The organism is Leptospira fletcheri, from assembly GCF_004769195.1.
Classification (GTDB): domain Bacteria; phylum Spirochaetota; class Leptospiria; order Leptospirales; family Leptospiraceae; genus Leptospira_B; species Leptospira_B fletcheri.
The window spans coordinates 928,012-943,741 of the sequence record NZ_RQET01000004.1 but is presented as its reverse complement, the minus strand read 5'-3'; the positions used below and the strand labels follow the sequence as shown (position 1 = coordinate 943,741).

Sequence of the window (15,730 nt, the reverse complement as noted above, 5' to 3'; positions counted from 1 at the left end):
CTTAGGAGAAGTTTTTCCGAAAAGAAAACCTTCTCCTAAGTCTAGTCCTTTTTCTTTTCGTCGGGGATCTTAGGCATTTCCCCGATCGCTACGCCTAACGCGATTCGATTCAATGCGTGTTGGTGGATCATGCGCCTGTAAGTCATCTCCGCGTTAATGGTGCTCAATCGCGCCGTAATCGCTTCGATCCTACTATTTCTTCCCGTTCGATACCCTGCGATTTGGCTTTGCGCGGTTTCTCTGGCGTATTGGTACGCCTTCTCGTAAATCTTCAAGACACGCTCCGAATTTTGGTAACTCTCGATTGCGGTTCGAATCTCTTGTGAAGCGGTTCTTTTCGTTTGCGACGCAGTCAACTTAGCCTGCTTTCGCATGGATTCCGCCGTTTTCAGGTCCGCCATCTGGGAAAACGGAGTCAATGGAACCGTAATGGCCAACTGCGCGGTGATGTCCTTCGGAGTGGTTTGACCGTGGACGGGAAAGGAGAAGTAGTTGTTCAAAGCGATGCTAGGAATAAACCCCGCCCATGCTTTATCCTTGTTCGCATCCGCCACTTGGATACTCTTATCCGTGGCTCGAACATCGTATCTTTTGGCGACGAATTCCTGAGGATCTCCCGTATCCGGCGGAGAAAAATTCGTAGTAAAAGCGGCCACCCTTACCCCGGCGGTCGAGCCAACCATCGTTCCTAACGTGATTCTCACCTGCTCCAACTGGAATTTCGAGTCTGCAAGAACGGCCTCCGCGTTGGATAGAGCCGTTTCTGAATTCAATAATTCGGATCTCATGATTCTTCCGAGAGAATACAATCTCCTTCTTTCATCCAGAGCTTCCCGGTTCAAATCGTAGGACTCCTGGGAATATTTCGTATTTTCCTCCAACTGTAAAAAGTTGAAGTATCCTTGCGCGAGCTCGAGGTACATCCTGCCCGCTTCGAATTTCGCCTCCATCCTTCTTTGCTCGATTAGGTTCTTGGCGGACCGATAATCCTGATAGGAAGCAATCCCTGCGGACAAAGGAATACTCAAAAGTAAGCGGGAACCGGCACCGACTGTAGGCGGCAGAGCGCTGCTCGAACCGTTCGGCAATAAGGAGGAATAGTTCCCGTTATTGATCGCATTGTAAGTCTGTAGATTCTGATAACTTTGGTCGACCCGGTGGCCGGGAACCGCATAAAATTTATTGAATACATAGGAGAGGGTTGGCAGGAATCCCGCAAACGCCTTGTCCTTTTGCGCGCTCGCCTGTTCCGTGGATTCGTTTTTAAGCGCGATCCTTTCCGTTCTTTCCACGGCGAGCACGTAAAGGTCTTCCAAGGTCAGCGCTTCCTTGGAAGAGACTCGTTCCACATCCTGGGTGGTAACCCCCGTGATTTCCTTTAACGTTTCCTCGACGACTCCGTCGTTCACCTTTACTTCCGGAGTGGAAGAGCAAGAAAGCGTCAAAAGAACGATCGATAAAACGAGTAGATATTCGGATCCGGATTTATTTTTATCTGTGGGCAAGATGATCATTCGATTCCTTTTCCATAAGCATGTAAGCCGCAGGAACCACGATAAAGGTTATGAGCGTAGAAAGAATCAATCCTCCTAAAATCGTGATCGCCATAGGTACGCGAGTTTCCGCACCCGGACCCAAGGCCAAAGCGGGAGGAATCGCCGCCGCGATCGAAGAGAAGGAAGTCATCAAGACCGGCCGCAAACGGACCGGACATCCTTCGCGGATCGATTCCGCGATCCCCTTTCCCGTGGATCGTACGTGATTTACGAACTCCACCAACAGGATGGAATTCTTTTTCACCAATCCAAGCAGCATGATCAAGCCTATGAAACTGTACATATTAAAGGACTGCTTAGTGAAATACAACGCGATTAGCGCCCCCGAAAAACTGAAAGGCATGGCCAATAAGATGTAGAGAGGTTGCTTGAGACTGTTGAACTGGCTGGCCAGAATCATGTAAGACATGATAATGCCGAGAACGAGGGCAAACTGAAGACTTCCCGCGGATTCCCCGGCGGTTTTTGCCGAACCCGTTACGTCCACCGAATAGCCTTCGGGAAGAATTTCCTTGGCGATTCGAATCGCATTCTCCGTCGCTTTGTTTTGTCCCACTGCCACAGGCGGATTTCCGAAAATCTTAATCGTTCTATCCCGATTGACCCGAGTGATGTTCTTGAGAGTATTCGTGGCCTGTAGTACCAAAACGTCCTTCAAGCGGATGAATTCTCCGTACGTATTGCGCACGGAAATATTCGGAATGATATCCGCCTTTTCGCCTTGTTCCTTATTGATCTTTACACGAACGTCGAAACTCCGCCCATTCTCGGTGAACCTACTTACCTTTTTCCCACCCATCAACGGTCCGATCGTATTTCCGATATTCGCCATACTCACTCCGCGAATCGCAGCGGCTTCGCGATTCGGAAGAATACGGACCTCCGGCTGTCCGGCGACGTAGTCGGTATCGATGTCCAACAAAATCCCTTTCTCGTCCAATCTGTTCCGGATCTCGTCGGAAACCTTGGCCAAATTGGCCCAATCCGGACCGGTAAGAACCAGTTCCACAGGATATCCCCGTCCCGCGCTAAATCCTCTTTGGGAAAGATCCTGCACGGAGAACTTGCATTCCGGAACGAGGGATTTCAAATCCTTTCTCAGCTCGGCAAAAATCTCGTTTTGGGTGATCTCTCTTCCGGTCTTTTTACTCTTCGGCCTCTTTCCCATGTCCTTCACCGAAACGAAGAACATGGCCCCGTTGGATTCCGTTCCTCCCATCCCTCCGATATTGGACATGTATTTCGTGATCTCGGGGCGAGAAACCAGATATTCCTCCACCTTCCTCATGGCCTCGTTCGTTCGAAAGATCGAGGAACCGATCGGCATTTTTGCACGGATCACGAAGCGTCCCATATCCTGAGGAGGTATGAACTCTTTCTTGAGGAGGATCATAAAACCTAGAGAAAGTAGAAATAAAATCGTCGAAACCAACAAGACCGTTTTCGGAAAAGCGATCACGTAATCCAAAGCCTTTCCGTAAATTCTCTCGCAGAATTGCAGAAACCGTTCGATTACCGGATCCATTTTTTTAAAGAAGGAAATCGGAGCCAGGATCTCCTTCGCTTTGGAGATGGTTCTATCCCATCGATCGGATTCCTGCTTCGCTCCGGGATCAGAGCCGAGATTCTTGGTCTTCTTTTTTCCGTGTTTAGCGATCGCTTCGAATGCCGCGATCGCTGCACCGTTTCTCTCACGGTACCTCGAAGCACGCATAGGAGTGAAGCTCAGCGCTTCGAAAAGGGAGAGCGCGACCGCGACTGCGACCGTCACACCGAATTCCAGGAAATACCTTCCGATGATTCCGGACATGAAAGCCACAGGCAGAAAGATGGCGATGATGGCCAGAGTCGCAGCCAGAGCGGCAAACCGAATCTCGGAAGCTCCGTCCAAAGCTGCTTGGAACCAGCTTTTTCCCATTTCCTTATGCCGACTGATATTCTCCAAAACCATGATCGCGTCGTCCACGACAATACCGACAGCAAGAGACAACCCCAACAAGGTGAACGTATTCAAGGTAAAGCCGGCGAAATACAGGATGAGGAAAGTTCCCATCACGGAAGTCGGTATGGCGAGCAGAACGTTCCAAGTACTGCTCCAGCTTCCCAAAAAAAGTCTGCATACGAATCCGGTCAGAAGCGCGGAAAGAACCAGCGTAAAGATCAGCTCCTCGACCGAATCACGAATGAACGTGGTGTTGTCCGCGGCTACGGATAAATCGTATCCTTCCGGTAAGGCAGGTTTTAGTTCCTGCATCTTTTTCTTAACTAGATCGCCGACCTGAACGGCGTTGGCTCCCTTCAACTTCTTGATTCCCAGACCTACGGCGGAAATCCCGTTAAACCGGGAAATTCTACGGATTTCGTCCAGGCCGTCCTCGATTTTCGCGACTTCCCGGAGTCTTACCGGACGGAACATGGCCGCCCCGCTTCTTGAGTTTATAAATATATTCGAAAATTGTTCCACTGTGGGAACGTCGCCTACCGCCCGTAAGGAGATTTCGGAACTCTTATTCTCCACCCTTCCCGAAGGAACCTCTATATTCTGTTCGGATAAAGTATTCGTAATGTCGTTGACCGTCAGTTCCGAGCGGGTCAAACGAATCGGATCCAGAAATACGTTGATCGTACGATCCACGTAGCCGCCAAGGATGATTTCCCCGACACCCGGAATCTCCTGGAACTTATCCTTGAGACGGGTCTTTACGAAGATCATCTTCTCCTGTTCCGTTTTTCCCTGGGCAGTGAGAGAGACCCAAATGATCGGAGTATCGTCAGGATTGGATTTCATTAGGATGGGCGGATCCAGAGCATCGGGCAACTTGTTCTGGACCTGAGCGATCTTCGTCTGAATCTCTTGGATGGCAACGTCCACATCCCGTTTGAGTTCCAATTCCACGGTAATGGTCGCAGAGTTATCGGTGGAAACGGACCGGACCTCCACTACGCCCTGGACCGTCAGCAGTACTTCCTCGATCGGATCCACTACGTCCGTCTCCATTACGGAGGCGTTAGCGCCTTCCAGATTTAAAGTAACGTTGACGACGGGAAAATCCACATCCGGCATTTGGGAAAGTCCCATCCTGGAGAAGCCGATGGATCCCAAGAGAATGATTCCGATCATCATCATCCAAGCGAAGATCGGATTGCGTATGGAAACTTCTGATAATTGCAAGGGAACCTACCGGTGACGACCTCGGAAATTAGGTCTCGATTCAAGAATTGAGACCTCTCTTTTTATCGACGGTGCCTGATTTTTTCTTGTTCACTCAAGGGCCTTCCTATAAGAAAAACCCCGTGCCTTTTCGACTTTTAGAACCCGATAAAGGAATTTTCCTCGCGGAGACTTCCTCCACCAATTCTCTTTTGAAAGGGAAGGAATTCCCACCCGGAACCTGGATCCTCGCCGATTTTCAATCCCGCGGTCGGGGAAGAAAGAATCGGACTTGGTCCGTAATCGGCGACGAACCCTTCCTGTTTTCGGGAAAACTCAGGTATAGCGGAGAACTCCCTTCTCCCAACTTGGTTTCTCTCTTCGTAGGGGTTTCCGTATCCAAAGCCCTTCTATCCGCCTATCCTTCCTTACATTCTTCCGGAAAACTGAAAATTAAATGGCCCAACGATATCTTCGTAAACGACAAGAAGGTATGTGGGATTCTGATCGAAACGGAAAAAGAAGGAGAAGAATGGGATTGGATCCTAGGAATCGGAGTCAATCTCTTCGGAAATCGTTCTCCGGAGGAACTCCCCGAGGCGGGCTTCGTGACTTCCTTGGATTCTGAATCCGGTCGGCGAAATCGTTTTCTGGAAACCCTTTTGCCCTTGCTCAACGATGCAGTTCTGTCTCTTTCCGATGGAAAGGAATATCTTTCCTTCGTAAACGACAGATTACTTTGGAAAGGACAGACGGTCTCTTTCCGACAGGACGGAGCGGAACAAACGGGAGTGTTATTGGAAGTGGACGTGTCCGGCCGCCTACTAGTGAAAGTGGACTCCGGAAGAATTCTCGAATTCATTGACAGCCCCGAAGATTTCAGGTCCTTGGCTTAAAATGATTCTGGTAATAGACGTCGGTAATACGAATACCGTCTTCGGTATTTATCGGGACGGTTCCAAAGAAGCGATCTTCCACAGGAGGACTGTGACTCGTAGGGATCGCACTTCGGACGAGATGGGACTTTTTCTCCGCGGTTTTTTACGGGAATTCGAGATAGATAGTTCGCATATCAAAGGCGGAATCTATTCCTCCGTCGTGCCTCAGCTCAATCCGATTTTGGAAAGAATGATCCAGGATTGGTTTAAAATCGATCCGATCGGAGTGAATTACCGGATGAAACTTCCTTTCGGAATTCTTTATCCTCGGCCCTTCGAAATCGGAGCAGACAGATTGGTGAATGCCGCGGCAGTCGTAACGGATCATCCGGGCAGGAACATCATCATCGACCTCGGAACCGCGACCACGTTTTGCGTAGTGGATGACGTTCCCAATTACTTGGGTGGAGTGATCGCTCCGGGTCTGAAAGGATCCATGGATGCTTTGACCAGAAACGCAGCGCAACTTCCGCCGATCGTGTTTCAGCCTCCGCAAAAGATTTTGGGGGATTCCACCATCGAATCCATACAAGCGGGATTTTTTTTCGGTTGGATAGGGTTACTGGACGGGATCATACAGGAAATCAAAAAGGCTTACGGAAAAGAATACCGGGTGATCGGTACAGGTGGCCTAGTGACCACCATTCATTCCGCGCATCCCGGACTCTTCGACAAAATAGAACCGTTGCTCACCTTACGCGGATTGCAGATTCTTTACGATCTGAATCGATCTTAACGAAGTTAAAGCAGCGAAAATGCGATCGAATTCTATGTCGCTTATTAAATAGTATGCGGCTCGAGAAGTTGCATACTTTCTTCGTTAGGCGAAATTTCGAACGGGATCTATTTATAAAAATATAATCCTTTTTGGATTGCAAGCCCCCGCCAAAACGACTACACTTAAGCGATAATCCCTTCTTTAAGGCGGGTATCTATGCGAAATGCGATCCGTAAAAAAGTGGAAACCCTTTTTTCCGCAGCGGGAGTTTCTTTTGTAGGAAATTCCCCCTGGGACTTGAAAATCAAAAATGACTCGTTTTACGAAAGGGTAGCCGCAAAGGGATCCCTGGGTTTCGGGGAAGCTTACATGGACGGCTGGTTCGAAAGCGAAAAACTGGACCAGACGATTTACAAAGTCGTAAAGGCCGGTTTGGAACGGAAAGGGGGAAAATCCTGGAGGGATTTATTACTATTCGTTCTCTCCCGTTTGATCAACCAGCAAGACGGAAACAGAGCCTTCGAAGTCGGAGAAAGACATTACGATATCGGCAACGATCTTTTCCGCGAAATGTTGGACCCGGAACTCGTGTATTCCTGCGCCTATTGGAAAAAAGCCAAGAATCTTGCGGAAGCCCAAATCAACAAATTGGATCTGATCTGCAGAAAAATTAAGTTAAAACCGGGAATGAAGGTCCTGGATATAGGCTGCGGTTGGGGAGGATTTGCCCGCTATGCCGCAAAACATTACGGGGCAAAAATCGTAGGAATCAGCGTGTCGAAGGAACAATTGTCCTTAGCCAAGGACTTATCCAAAGGATTCGACATCGAATACCGACTCCAAGATTATCGCGCTGTAAACGAACCCTTCGATCGGATCGTTTCCGTGGGACAGATGGAACACGTAGGTTTCAAGAATTATACGACCTATATGAAAATAGCCTATCGATGCCTGAAAGACGGCGGGTTATTTCTACTGCATACCATCGGCTCCAATAACACTTCCAGAGTCGGCGACGCGTGGATCGAAAAGTACATCTTTCCGAATTCCCTGCTTCCTTCATCCGCACAACTAACCAAAGCCGCCGAGAAATTATTCGTCTTGGAAGACCTTCAGAATTTCGGAAGCTATTACGACCAGACCTTGATGGCTTGGTACAATAACTTCGAAAAATCCTGGAAAAAGCTCGGTAATAAGTACGGAGAAAGATTTTATAGAATGTGGAAATTCTATCTCTTAGCGTGCGCTGGTGCGTTCCGCGCCAGGAAATTACAACTTTGGCAACTCGTGTTTTCTAAAGAGATGGAAGGAGTCTACGAAGGCGTGCGTTAAAATCCCTGCCCCCTTCCGTTCGAAGGATATCGATCGCTTAGCGACCGACGGAACCCGACATCGCAAAACCGACGTAAGCCGAGGCCATGGCATCCCAGGAATCGTCGTGGCCGGTCAGTTCCGCGAGTCCGAGCAGCAGTTTTAGGGCAGCTTTGATTTCCTTTTTATCGGCTACTCCGCTACCCGTTGTCCCTTTTTTAATTTGGGAAGCCGTAGGCTCGACGAAAGGTATATTATGTTCCCCTAATGTAAGAAGAACGACTCCTCTGGATTCGTAAACTTTTGCCGCTGTAGTTCGGTTTTTGGCAAAGAAAAGATCCTCCACACAGGCCAAATCCGGACGGAATTCGTCCAGGATGGCTTCGAGCTGGCGGCGGATCGCGATCAGATTGATCGGACTTTTGGTCCCCGAAGGGACTTCTATCGTTCCGTAAGTGCGGACATGGATCCTGGACAATTCCTTTTCTAACACAGCATAGCCCATGCGGTGGGAACCAGGATCGATTCCGAGCACCTTCATTCTAAGGACCGGAGAGGGGAAATCCGCGCCGGAAACGTCCTATTCATACTCCTTCTCCAACTCGGCCGACAGTTCGAAGTTGGAGTTAACGCTTTGCACGTCGTCGTGGGTTTCCAAGTTATCGATCAATTTCATCGTTTTATCCGCAAGCTCCTTATCGGAAACTTCGGTGGTAACGAGGGGAACGAATTTGATCTCCGATTCGTCAGTCTTGATTCCTTTGTTGTTAAGCGCAGTCTGCACCGCTTCGTATTCATCCGGAGCCGTAACTACGCGAAAGACTTCTCCTTCGTTCTGAACATCCTCCGCTCCGGCGCCTACGGCCAGATCCACCAGTTCCTCCTCGGAGATCTGCCCGGAAGGCACGATGATGATTCCCTTTCTCTCGAAGAGCCTACTGACGCTACCGGTAGTGGCAAGAGAACCGCCTAGCTTGGTCAGGATGCTTTTGATTTCAGGAGTCGTGCGGGATTTTTTATCCGTAACCGCTTCCACCATGATCGCAATCCCGCCGGGGCCGAAACATTCGTACAGACATTCCTCGTATACGATCCCCTCCAATTCCCCGGTTCCTTTTTTGATCGCCCTTTCGATATTGTCCTTCGGCATATTCGCCGACTTCGCTTTCAGGACGGCAAGACGCAGACGGGGATTCCCTTCCTGATCCGATCCGCCCATTCTGGCGGCGACCGTGATCTCCTTCACTATTTTGGTAAAGACGGCACCTCTTTTGGAGTCGATTGCGTCCTTTTTACGTTTGATCGTAGCCCACTTACTATGACCGGACATCGGCTAGTTCCCCTTTTTTGGATTGAGAATCGGTTCGTTAGATGATTCGATGAAAACCTAGTTTCAAAACCTTTTTTTCAACAAATCTCCGTTTTTCAACCTTGTCCATCTTTTTTGGGTTCGAATCTTTCCCGAGGAAAAGGTTGGCGACGATACGCTTATAAGAGAGAATCGTTTTTGTGAAGCAGAACAAATCCACCTTGTTCCGGAAACTTTTTCTACGCGGAATTTCCCTCCTCATTTTGGTCCAATTTTTTGCGGTTTGCGATAGAAACCAAGACGGCGACAAAAAGGAAATCCTATCGAACTTATTCGCCGAATTGCAAGCGGAGCTATCGAAAGAACTCCGATCTTCGATCCGGACCAGAGGGTTAGCCGATTCGATTTCCATTTGCAAAACCCTTTCTCCTTCCAAAGAAAAAGAGATCGGTGATCGTTACCCTGGCTTACGGATCCGAAGAGTCTCGGAAAAAAACCGAAACCCGCAACATTCCCCCGACGAATGGGAAATGCAGGTGTTCTCTGACTGGAAAAAATTCGCGGAAACCGGTAGGCCTCCTTATTCTTTCTTTGAAAGTACTCCGAACGAACTCCGCGCGATGCGACCGATTTCGATCGCCGACGAAACCTGTCTCAAATGCCATGGCCCGACGGAAAAAATCGACGCTAAGACCCTAGCGAAGATCCGCGCGTTATATCCTAAAGATGCGGCAGTCGACTATAAGATGGGAGACCTAAGAGGCGCGTTCTCCGCTACCTGGAAGAGACTTTAGTTTCCGTATACTGGCTCGAGATTTCCGCAAGCAATGCCAGAGCTTTTGTATGTTCTCGGTTTCTTAGGGTCAATCTTTCGCACAATTCCATCGCCTTTTGGATTTCTCCAGACATCTTATATCCGTACGCCGCATAATAAAAATGGTCTAGAGAAGAAGGAAAACGGGAAATATAGGATTCCAAATAGGAAGCGGCTTTTAAAAAGCTCTTTTCCTTTAGGAATTGCTCCCCCAGGAGTCTCAGTAGGTTTCCGTCGTAAGGAAAGGATTCGAACGCTTTTTCCAGAAGAGAGAGGCCTTCCTTTCTGCTTCCGGATTTCAGCAGACTTTTCCCATTCATAAATAATTCATAATATTCTCTGGAAACTTTCGGTCGTGAACTCTCCTTTTCTCCGGAATATTCCAATCTAAGCAGAGTGAAATCGTCGTACAATTCCCCCTTGGAAATCAAGAATTGGAAGATTTTCTCGGGATGACCTTCTCCATCCTCCACTACGGATAGGATCTGCTCCGTATCCTCGTTGATGAACCAATCTCCGGATCTTCCCAACATTTTCAGATCGTCTTTCCCGTCGGATCCTATGAAGATCACGTCTTTCGAAAAGAGCTGGAAGGTCTGAACGACTAGGTTTTTTTCGTTATCCGGTGTCCCGAACTTGCGACAAGTCAGGGTGTCCTCGATGAAGGTGGCGCGGCCGTCCCGGTACAGGATCGTCCAAGGATGCTCGGCATTGACATAGTACAAAAACCCTGTTTCGTCGTCCAACAAACCGATCACTGCGGAAACGTACATGGATCCGTCAAAAGATTCGTATACTTGCTGTAGTTCGGTGAAAACCTGTTTGAGCCATTGCTCGGGAGAAGTTTCCCTTTCCCTCGTCGTTTTGGACCGGGTCAAAATCGCTCGAAATACGGATCCTAAAACCAAAGCCCCGCCCGCACCTTGGATGGATTTTCCCATGGCATCACCGTTTAGAAAAACGGTATATTGTCTGCCTCTCAATTCCAGATTTCCGGAAACGCAAATATCGCCTCCGATCTCGTAATTCTTCGATCTGAATTCGAAGGTTTTCTTCTGCTTTATATAAAAATCCGTCCGGACCTTAGGACTTTTATTCTCGTTCACCGCCAAGGGATTGATCAGAAGAGCGGTGAGAAAATAATCCCCGTCCTGCTGGATCTTGAGTTTACGCATCTGGTCCAAGGTTTGATTCAATTCGAGGGTGCGTTCTTCTATCTTCTTTTCCAGGGAACCGTTGAGTTCTTCCACTTCCTCGTTCAATCGTACGAACTTATTCGCAAGGATGGTCGCCAAACTCAAGACGAAGAATACGAAGGAATATCCGACCAACCTCGGAAAGACAAAGACTCCCCTATCGGTAAGAATATCGACTACGGTAGCCGCAAGAACCAAACCCATTCCTGAAAGGACAAGCATAGCGTCCCGGTTCCGTTTCCGAATTTCCCGGTACAGCCAGAAGAACGCGAATGCGACATACCCGATCCAGATCGGTTGCACGATATTCTGGTTTACGAACATGTAATGCTTCACATCCCCGGTCGAAAGAATAAAAATCGCCGAGAGGAAACACAAGGCGTCCAGAACATGCAGTGCCGTCGTTCGAGGAGCGCGAAAATACGTCCGTAAAAAATGGCAGAAAAGCGGGACCGTAAAAATCAACACGAGATATTCCGTCTTTTTCAGGACAAAGAAGGATATTCCCAGATCGTACTTGGTCTGATTTCTTAAAAATTGATAAATTACGAGCAGGAGCGTAAAGGCGGAAAAATATAGGTTCTCGGATTCCTTTCTCCTCCTGATGAACAAAAATGCGAAATACACTCCGACGGTAAGATAAACCGTTAAGAGAAGTAACTTTAAATACTCCTCGCGATCGAATCCGGCTCGGATCAAATCGCTAGGACCGATTTCGACCCGATCTCCCGTGATCCCTATGTCGTTCGGAAAATACTTCTCGACCTTTACCAGAAGTACGTGAAAGGAATCCGATTCCGTAAGACTCTCCGGAATCTCGTAGATTCGGACTTGATCATAGGCCTGGGGTTTTTCCGAATCAAAATCTCCCGACTTTCCGATTCTGCGCCCGTCCCAGTATGCCTCGTCCCGGTCCGAGATCACACCGAGACGGATCGAAACCTGCTCCGCTTTTTCCTTCTTTCCGATCCGGATTCGTTTCGCGATCCAGATTCTGGAAATTTTCGAGCTTACGTCCGGCCTATTTTTAAAGTAATTTCCGGGAACGGAATATTCCTCCCAATCGGCGAAAGGATTTTCCCCGTTTCTATACGATTCGTAAATTTTTTCGGGGTCCAAATCTTCGGACGTCACCTTCCAATCAGATCCATCCAAGGAACGGACCGCGGAAAGATTGTCGATTTCGAAATCGATTCCGTCCTTCGCAGCCAAAGGAAGAACGATGATCAAAAAGCAGAACCAAGCGAACCTAAGTGGGAATTTCATCCCGAACATCCTTCTCGAGTATTTTCGAAACTAAACAGGGATCGCTTCGGTTATTTAACTTGCGGCATGGAATAAATACGGTTTCGTAGTCGCGCGACTCGGTCGACAATAAAACTCCAATCCCGAATAACAATTGTGTGTCGGAGGAAAATCGGGTCCCGAATCCTTTTGTTTGGAACAAAACTAAAACGAACAATAGAATGCGATACGCATTGCCTATCTATTTTCCAAAGATTGGGATAGTTCTTTGAGGATCTGGTGAATGGTACCCGTGTATCCGAAAAAAAAACGGGCCAGAAATCGGAAGATCGGATTCCAAATCTTTCCTCTTTCCCGAATCCGAACTCGAGTGAGATGCGGACCCAATTTCAGAAAATGGTAATCCCAGACCCCTTCATAAGGAAGTCCTTCGCTCAGGATTTTGACGACCAAAGAGGAAGGTCGATCTTCCGATTCAAAACAATAACGGACATGGTGGCCGTGAGAATCCTTTTCCAACCAAATGGTTTCGCTTTCTTTCAACACGGAGCGTACTCCGGATCTCCAACGAGGATATTCTTCCGGATTGCGGATCACCGCGAACACTTCCTCGATCGGTGCGGGGATTTCTCTTTCGCCTTCCGCTTCGTGCTCTTTCGGAAGTCCAAATCCGATACATACTACCACGAGTACGAATAGAAAGAAGACGCCCGTCGAAATCCCTAACCAAAACATAAACGGTTCAAATCGTCCGTTTCGATCGGGGTCGCACAACCGATTTTTGGCGGTCTGTTAAAAATTTACCGATTTTGACGAAAGAAAAAATAAGACCGTGAAATATGTCAAAACATTGACAAAAACGGATTTGCCTGGATCGGCCTGATCATAATGGAAGAACTCCGATCCGGATCTTTATCGAAGGAACCTAAGTAAAGGAGGTTCTCAAGAAGTTATTTTCGAAAATGAGTCGATTTCTTTCGGATGAAACGCTGCTTCTGATAACTATGCAAGAATAACAATATATTCCGAAGTTAGAATTCTATTTTGTTCCAGCTCCGTATTGAAAGCGTAATGATTCGCATAAGAAATACGAATACACGAAATGACTTTAGACATTTTTTATTTGACTCGAATGAAAGATATCCTAGAGTAACTAAGAATTCTTAATTTCTTCGTCATTCTTGTATCGCCCCGCATGATTCGTTTTATTTATTCAATTTTTATTCTCGCGGTATTCTTCTTAAATTCGCCGAATGATATTCAAGAACGAATTCTACAAGCCGATCTTGCCTGGGTAAAAAGCGGGGCCGAGAGCATTGCCACTCCTCGGCAGAAATATAAACTCAATTATTTCCTGAACGTCCTTGCCAACTTCGATCAAAACGAAGGTAGCCAGCAGATTGAAAAGGAAAAAACGAACCATTACAATAGTCGAATTACCCCCCAGACTCTGACTTTTTCATTCATATTATCGCCCGATACATCCTTTCCTTCTTTCGGATGCGTTCCGAATCTTTTTTCAAGACCTCCCCCAAGCACGATCCACAGCTAAAAACCGCATCCATGTTCGCATGGAATATCTACCCATACGAACATGGTGCGCCAATCGGATAACGGACCGTTACTATGCGGTAGGTTTTCATTCCAAATATTAAGTAATCTTTCTTCGGAAAGAATTCAACAATTTCGGTATCGATATGAAATCTATAAAGGGAATATCATTTCTTCTTCTCGTTCAATTTATTTTAATATTTCCGGTTAACGGACAGGAAGAAACTAAAACTGAAAATACCTCCGAAAAAGAAGAAGAGAAGAAGCCTCCCCTGAGCGAATCCCTCCGGGATAAATCGAATACGATAAAATCGGAAGCCTCGAAGCTCATCGATTCGTTGGACATTCACGGATTTGTGGATGTTTATTATCAGGACAACAATAACCAATCTTCCGGAACGCAAACCGATACTTCACGAGGCTTTGAAACGTACAACCTTCAATTTACGGTCAACCTTATCAAATTGGAGATTCAAAAACTCGCCGACAAGAAGGACCCCTGGGGCTTTCGGTTGGATTTTATGAACGGAACGAATACGATTTACCAGGAGGCCCCCCGTAGTCAGACGAATTCCATCAATAATATGAACGCATTTCAACAGGCGTACGTATCCTTTTATCTAGACTATCACAGAGGATTTACCGTCGATGTCGGAAAGATGGCGACTCATATGGGATATGAAAAAATCGAATCGAAGAATAATCCGAATTATACGATAGGAGCGATATTCTTTAATACCACGTCTTTCTTACATACGGGTGCTCGCATCAAGGGGAAAATCACGGATGATTGGGACGTCTCATTCTTTCTTTATAATAGCGGATTAGGTTCCGGTTATCAAAACGCGTCCTTCCTCACTTCTACGAACCCCGCATCGAACCCGACCAACACGAACATATTTATAGACGGATTCAGGCAGCAAAAAGCTTACGGAACGCAAATTAAAGGGGATTTAATTAAGGATAGACTCGTATTTACGTACAATACCCTTTTTAGCAGCGACAATCCTTTCGCCCGCCAAAACCCTTCGCAACAATACGTAGGCCAAACGATCAGCTCTCAAACAGGAGTTCAGAATTCCGCACCGATCCAATCCCGAGGAAAATTCTTCCAGGATATGTGGAATACCAACGAAATTATCCTATCCCTTACCTTAACCGATAAATGGGCATTGGATTTCGATTGGGTCCACGGTGAAAAGGGAGGCAGCGTATCGACGAATACTTCGCTCTCACAACAGGAATACAATCCGAACGGAATCATTAACCAATCGACGCTGTTACTGGGGCAGACTACGCCGATTCATATCAAATCGATTTATAACGCTTACGGATTATGGTCGAAATATAAGATCAATGAAAAACTCGAACTAAACGGAAGATTCGAATACATCGACGATAAAAATAACAACGGAGCGTTAATATCGGGTCCCGGTGTCGCAGGAAATCCCGCTGAAAAACAATATGAAAAGGATTTTTATTCGAACCTAGCGGATCTCATTCTTCAATCCTTAAATCTGAATCCGAATGCTCTAGCTTACGGGCCCTACAACCCCTTGACTCTGCATACCGTCATGGTGGAAAGAATCGATAAAAACCAGAGAGATTACTCCGGATTCCGAAATTATGGGCAGTATCATACCTTAACTCTTACGCCGGTCTTAAACTGGACCCAAAATCTTCAATTTAAATTGGATATTCGGAGAGATTGGGCGGACGGACTGCAGTTTGTGGATAGCGGAGGACATCGCCTTAGCTATCAAAACGGATATACCCTTGGAATCGTGGCTAAGTTTTAATGCCATATCGTAATTTTCGCAATATATAAAGGACGAGATCGGTTGAACGGAAAAAAAATATATCCTATTTTTATTATATTTCTTGTTGTCTGCGCGATTACTTTTCCTTCGGGTTTTTTATCGGCTCAGCAGGATCTTTTCA

11 protein-coding genes are annotated in these 15,730 nt (G+C 47.1%); 5 read left to right on the top strand and 6 right to left on the bottom strand.

Features of this window, described 5'->3' with window-relative positions:
* Nucleotides 1-41 precede the first annotated feature (41 nt).
* On the bottom strand, nt 42-1,514 hold the full coding sequence (locus EHO60_RS07715; protein WP_135767550.1) for a TolC family protein: 1,473 nt from the start codon (nt 1,512-1,514) through the stop codon (nt 42-44).
* A complete protein-coding gene (locus tag EHO60_RS07710; RefSeq protein WP_246028238.1) occupies nt 1,492-4,683 on the bottom strand; it encodes an efflux RND transporter permease subunit in 3,192 nt (1,063 codons plus the stop codon). The genes EHO60_RS07715 and EHO60_RS07710 overlap by 23 nt, the downstream gene beginning before the upstream one ends.
* Nucleotides 4,684-4,850: 167 nt before the next feature.
* On the opposite strand from EHO60_RS07710, the gene EHO60_RS07705 reads away from it, so the two are divergent.
* The 3 genes from EHO60_RS07705 (at nt 4,851) to cfa (ending at nt 7,695) form a co-directional block, all read left to right on the top strand.
* Entirely contained in the window at nt 4,851-5,603 is a 753-nt protein-coding gene (locus EHO60_RS07705; RefSeq protein ID WP_135767548.1) for a biotin--[acetyl-CoA-carboxylase] ligase, read from the top strand.
* A gap of 1 nt (nt 5,604) precedes the next feature.
* Nucleotides 5,605-6,381 carry a type III pantothenate kinase gene (locus tag EHO60_RS07700; RefSeq protein ID WP_135767547.1) on the top strand — a complete coding sequence of 259 codons (777 nt, stop codon included), beginning with the start codon at nt 5,605-5,607 and terminating at the stop codon, nt 6,379-6,381.
* Nucleotides 6,382-6,579: 198 nt separating this feature from the next.
* Nucleotides 6,580-7,695, top strand: a complete 1,116-nt coding sequence (gene cfa, locus EHO60_RS07695; RefSeq protein WP_135767546.1) for a cyclopropane fatty acyl phospholipid synthase — start codon at nt 6,580-6,582, stop codon at nt 7,693-7,695.
* 37 nt (nt 7,696-7,732) lie between these two features.
* Here the strand turns inward: cfa and EHO60_RS07690 are convergent, their stop codons facing one another.
* Together EHO60_RS07690 and EHO60_RS07685 are read right to left on the bottom strand one after the other, a co-directional pair.
* Entirely contained in the window at nt 7,733-8,215 is a 483-nt protein-coding gene (locus tag EHO60_RS07690) for a crossover junction endodeoxyribonuclease RuvC (RefSeq protein ID WP_135767545.1), read from the bottom strand.
* Nucleotides 8,216-8,254: 39 nt separating this feature from the next.
* Entirely contained in the window at nt 8,255-9,004 is a 750-nt protein-coding gene (locus EHO60_RS07685; RefSeq protein ID WP_135767544.1) for a YebC/PmpR family DNA-binding transcriptional regulator, read from the bottom strand.
* 179 nt (nt 9,005-9,183) lie between these two features.
* On the opposite strand from EHO60_RS07685, the gene EHO60_RS07680 reads away from it, so the two are divergent.
* The gene (locus EHO60_RS07680; protein WP_135767543.1) at nt 9,184-9,777 is read left to right on the top strand and encodes a Tll0287-like domain-containing protein; all 594 of its coding nucleotides are present in this window, start codon (nt 9,184-9,186) and stop codon (nt 9,775-9,777) included.
* Here the strand turns inward: EHO60_RS07680 and EHO60_RS07675 are convergent.
* Nucleotides 9,758-12,259: a SpoIIE family protein phosphatase gene (locus EHO60_RS07675; protein ID WP_135767542.1), complete on the bottom strand. Its 2,502-nt coding sequence runs from the start codon at nt 12,257-12,259 to the stop codon at nt 9,758-9,760. The genes EHO60_RS07680 and EHO60_RS07675 overlap by 20 nt on opposite strands.
* A 216-nt stretch (nt 12,260-12,475) precedes the next feature.
* Complete coding sequence (locus EHO60_RS07670; protein WP_135767541.1) at nt 12,476-12,973, bottom strand: LIC10604 family protein; 498 nt, start codon at nt 12,971-12,973, stop codon at nt 12,476-12,478.
* A 962-nt stretch (nt 12,974-13,935) separates the two neighbouring features.
* Here EHO60_RS07670 and EHO60_RS07660 point away from each other — a divergent pair.
* Nucleotides 13,936-15,588 carry an outer membrane beta-barrel protein gene (locus tag EHO60_RS07660; protein WP_135767539.1) on the top strand — a complete coding sequence of 551 codons (1,653 nt, stop codon included), beginning with the start codon at nt 13,936-13,938 and terminating at the stop codon, nt 15,586-15,588.
* Nucleotides 15,589-15,730 lie beyond the last annotated feature (142 nt).

What these genes read in the sequence shown, in the direction of transcription:
- EHO60_RS07715 (WP_135767550.1), bottom strand. Translation starts at nt 1,514, where the DNA reads ATGATCATCTTGCCCACAGATAAAAATAAATCCGGATCCGAATATCTA.
- EHO60_RS07710 (WP_246028238.1), bottom strand. Translation starts at nt 4,683, where the DNA reads ATGATGATGATCGGAATCATTCTCTTGGGATCCATCGGCTTCTCCAGG.
- EHO60_RS07700 (WP_135767547.1), top strand. Translation starts at nt 5,605, where the DNA reads ATGATTCTGGTAATAGACGTCGGTAATACGAATACCGTCTTCGGTATT.
- cfa (WP_135767546.1), top strand. Translation starts at nt 6,580, where the DNA reads ATGCGAAATGCGATCCGTAAAAAAGTGGAAACCCTTTTTTCCGCAGCG.
- EHO60_RS07690 (WP_135767545.1), bottom strand. Translation starts at nt 8,215, where the DNA reads ATGAAGGTGCTCGGAATCGATCCTGGTTCCCACCGCATGGGCTATGCT.
- EHO60_RS07685 (WP_135767544.1), bottom strand. Translation starts at nt 9,004, where the DNA reads ATGTCCGGTCATAGTAAGTGGGCTACGATCAAACGTAAAAAGGACGCA.
- EHO60_RS07675 (WP_135767542.1), bottom strand. Translation starts at nt 12,259, where the DNA reads ATGAAATTCCCACTTAGGTTCGCTTGGTTCTGCTTTTTGATCATCGTT.
- EHO60_RS07670 (WP_135767541.1), bottom strand. Translation starts at nt 12,973, where the DNA reads ATGTTTTGGTTAGGGATTTCGACGGGCGTCTTCTTTCTATTCGTACTC.
- EHO60_RS07660 (WP_135767539.1), top strand. Translation starts at nt 13,936, where the DNA reads ATGAAATCTATAAAGGGAATATCATTTCTTCTTCTCGTTCAATTTATT.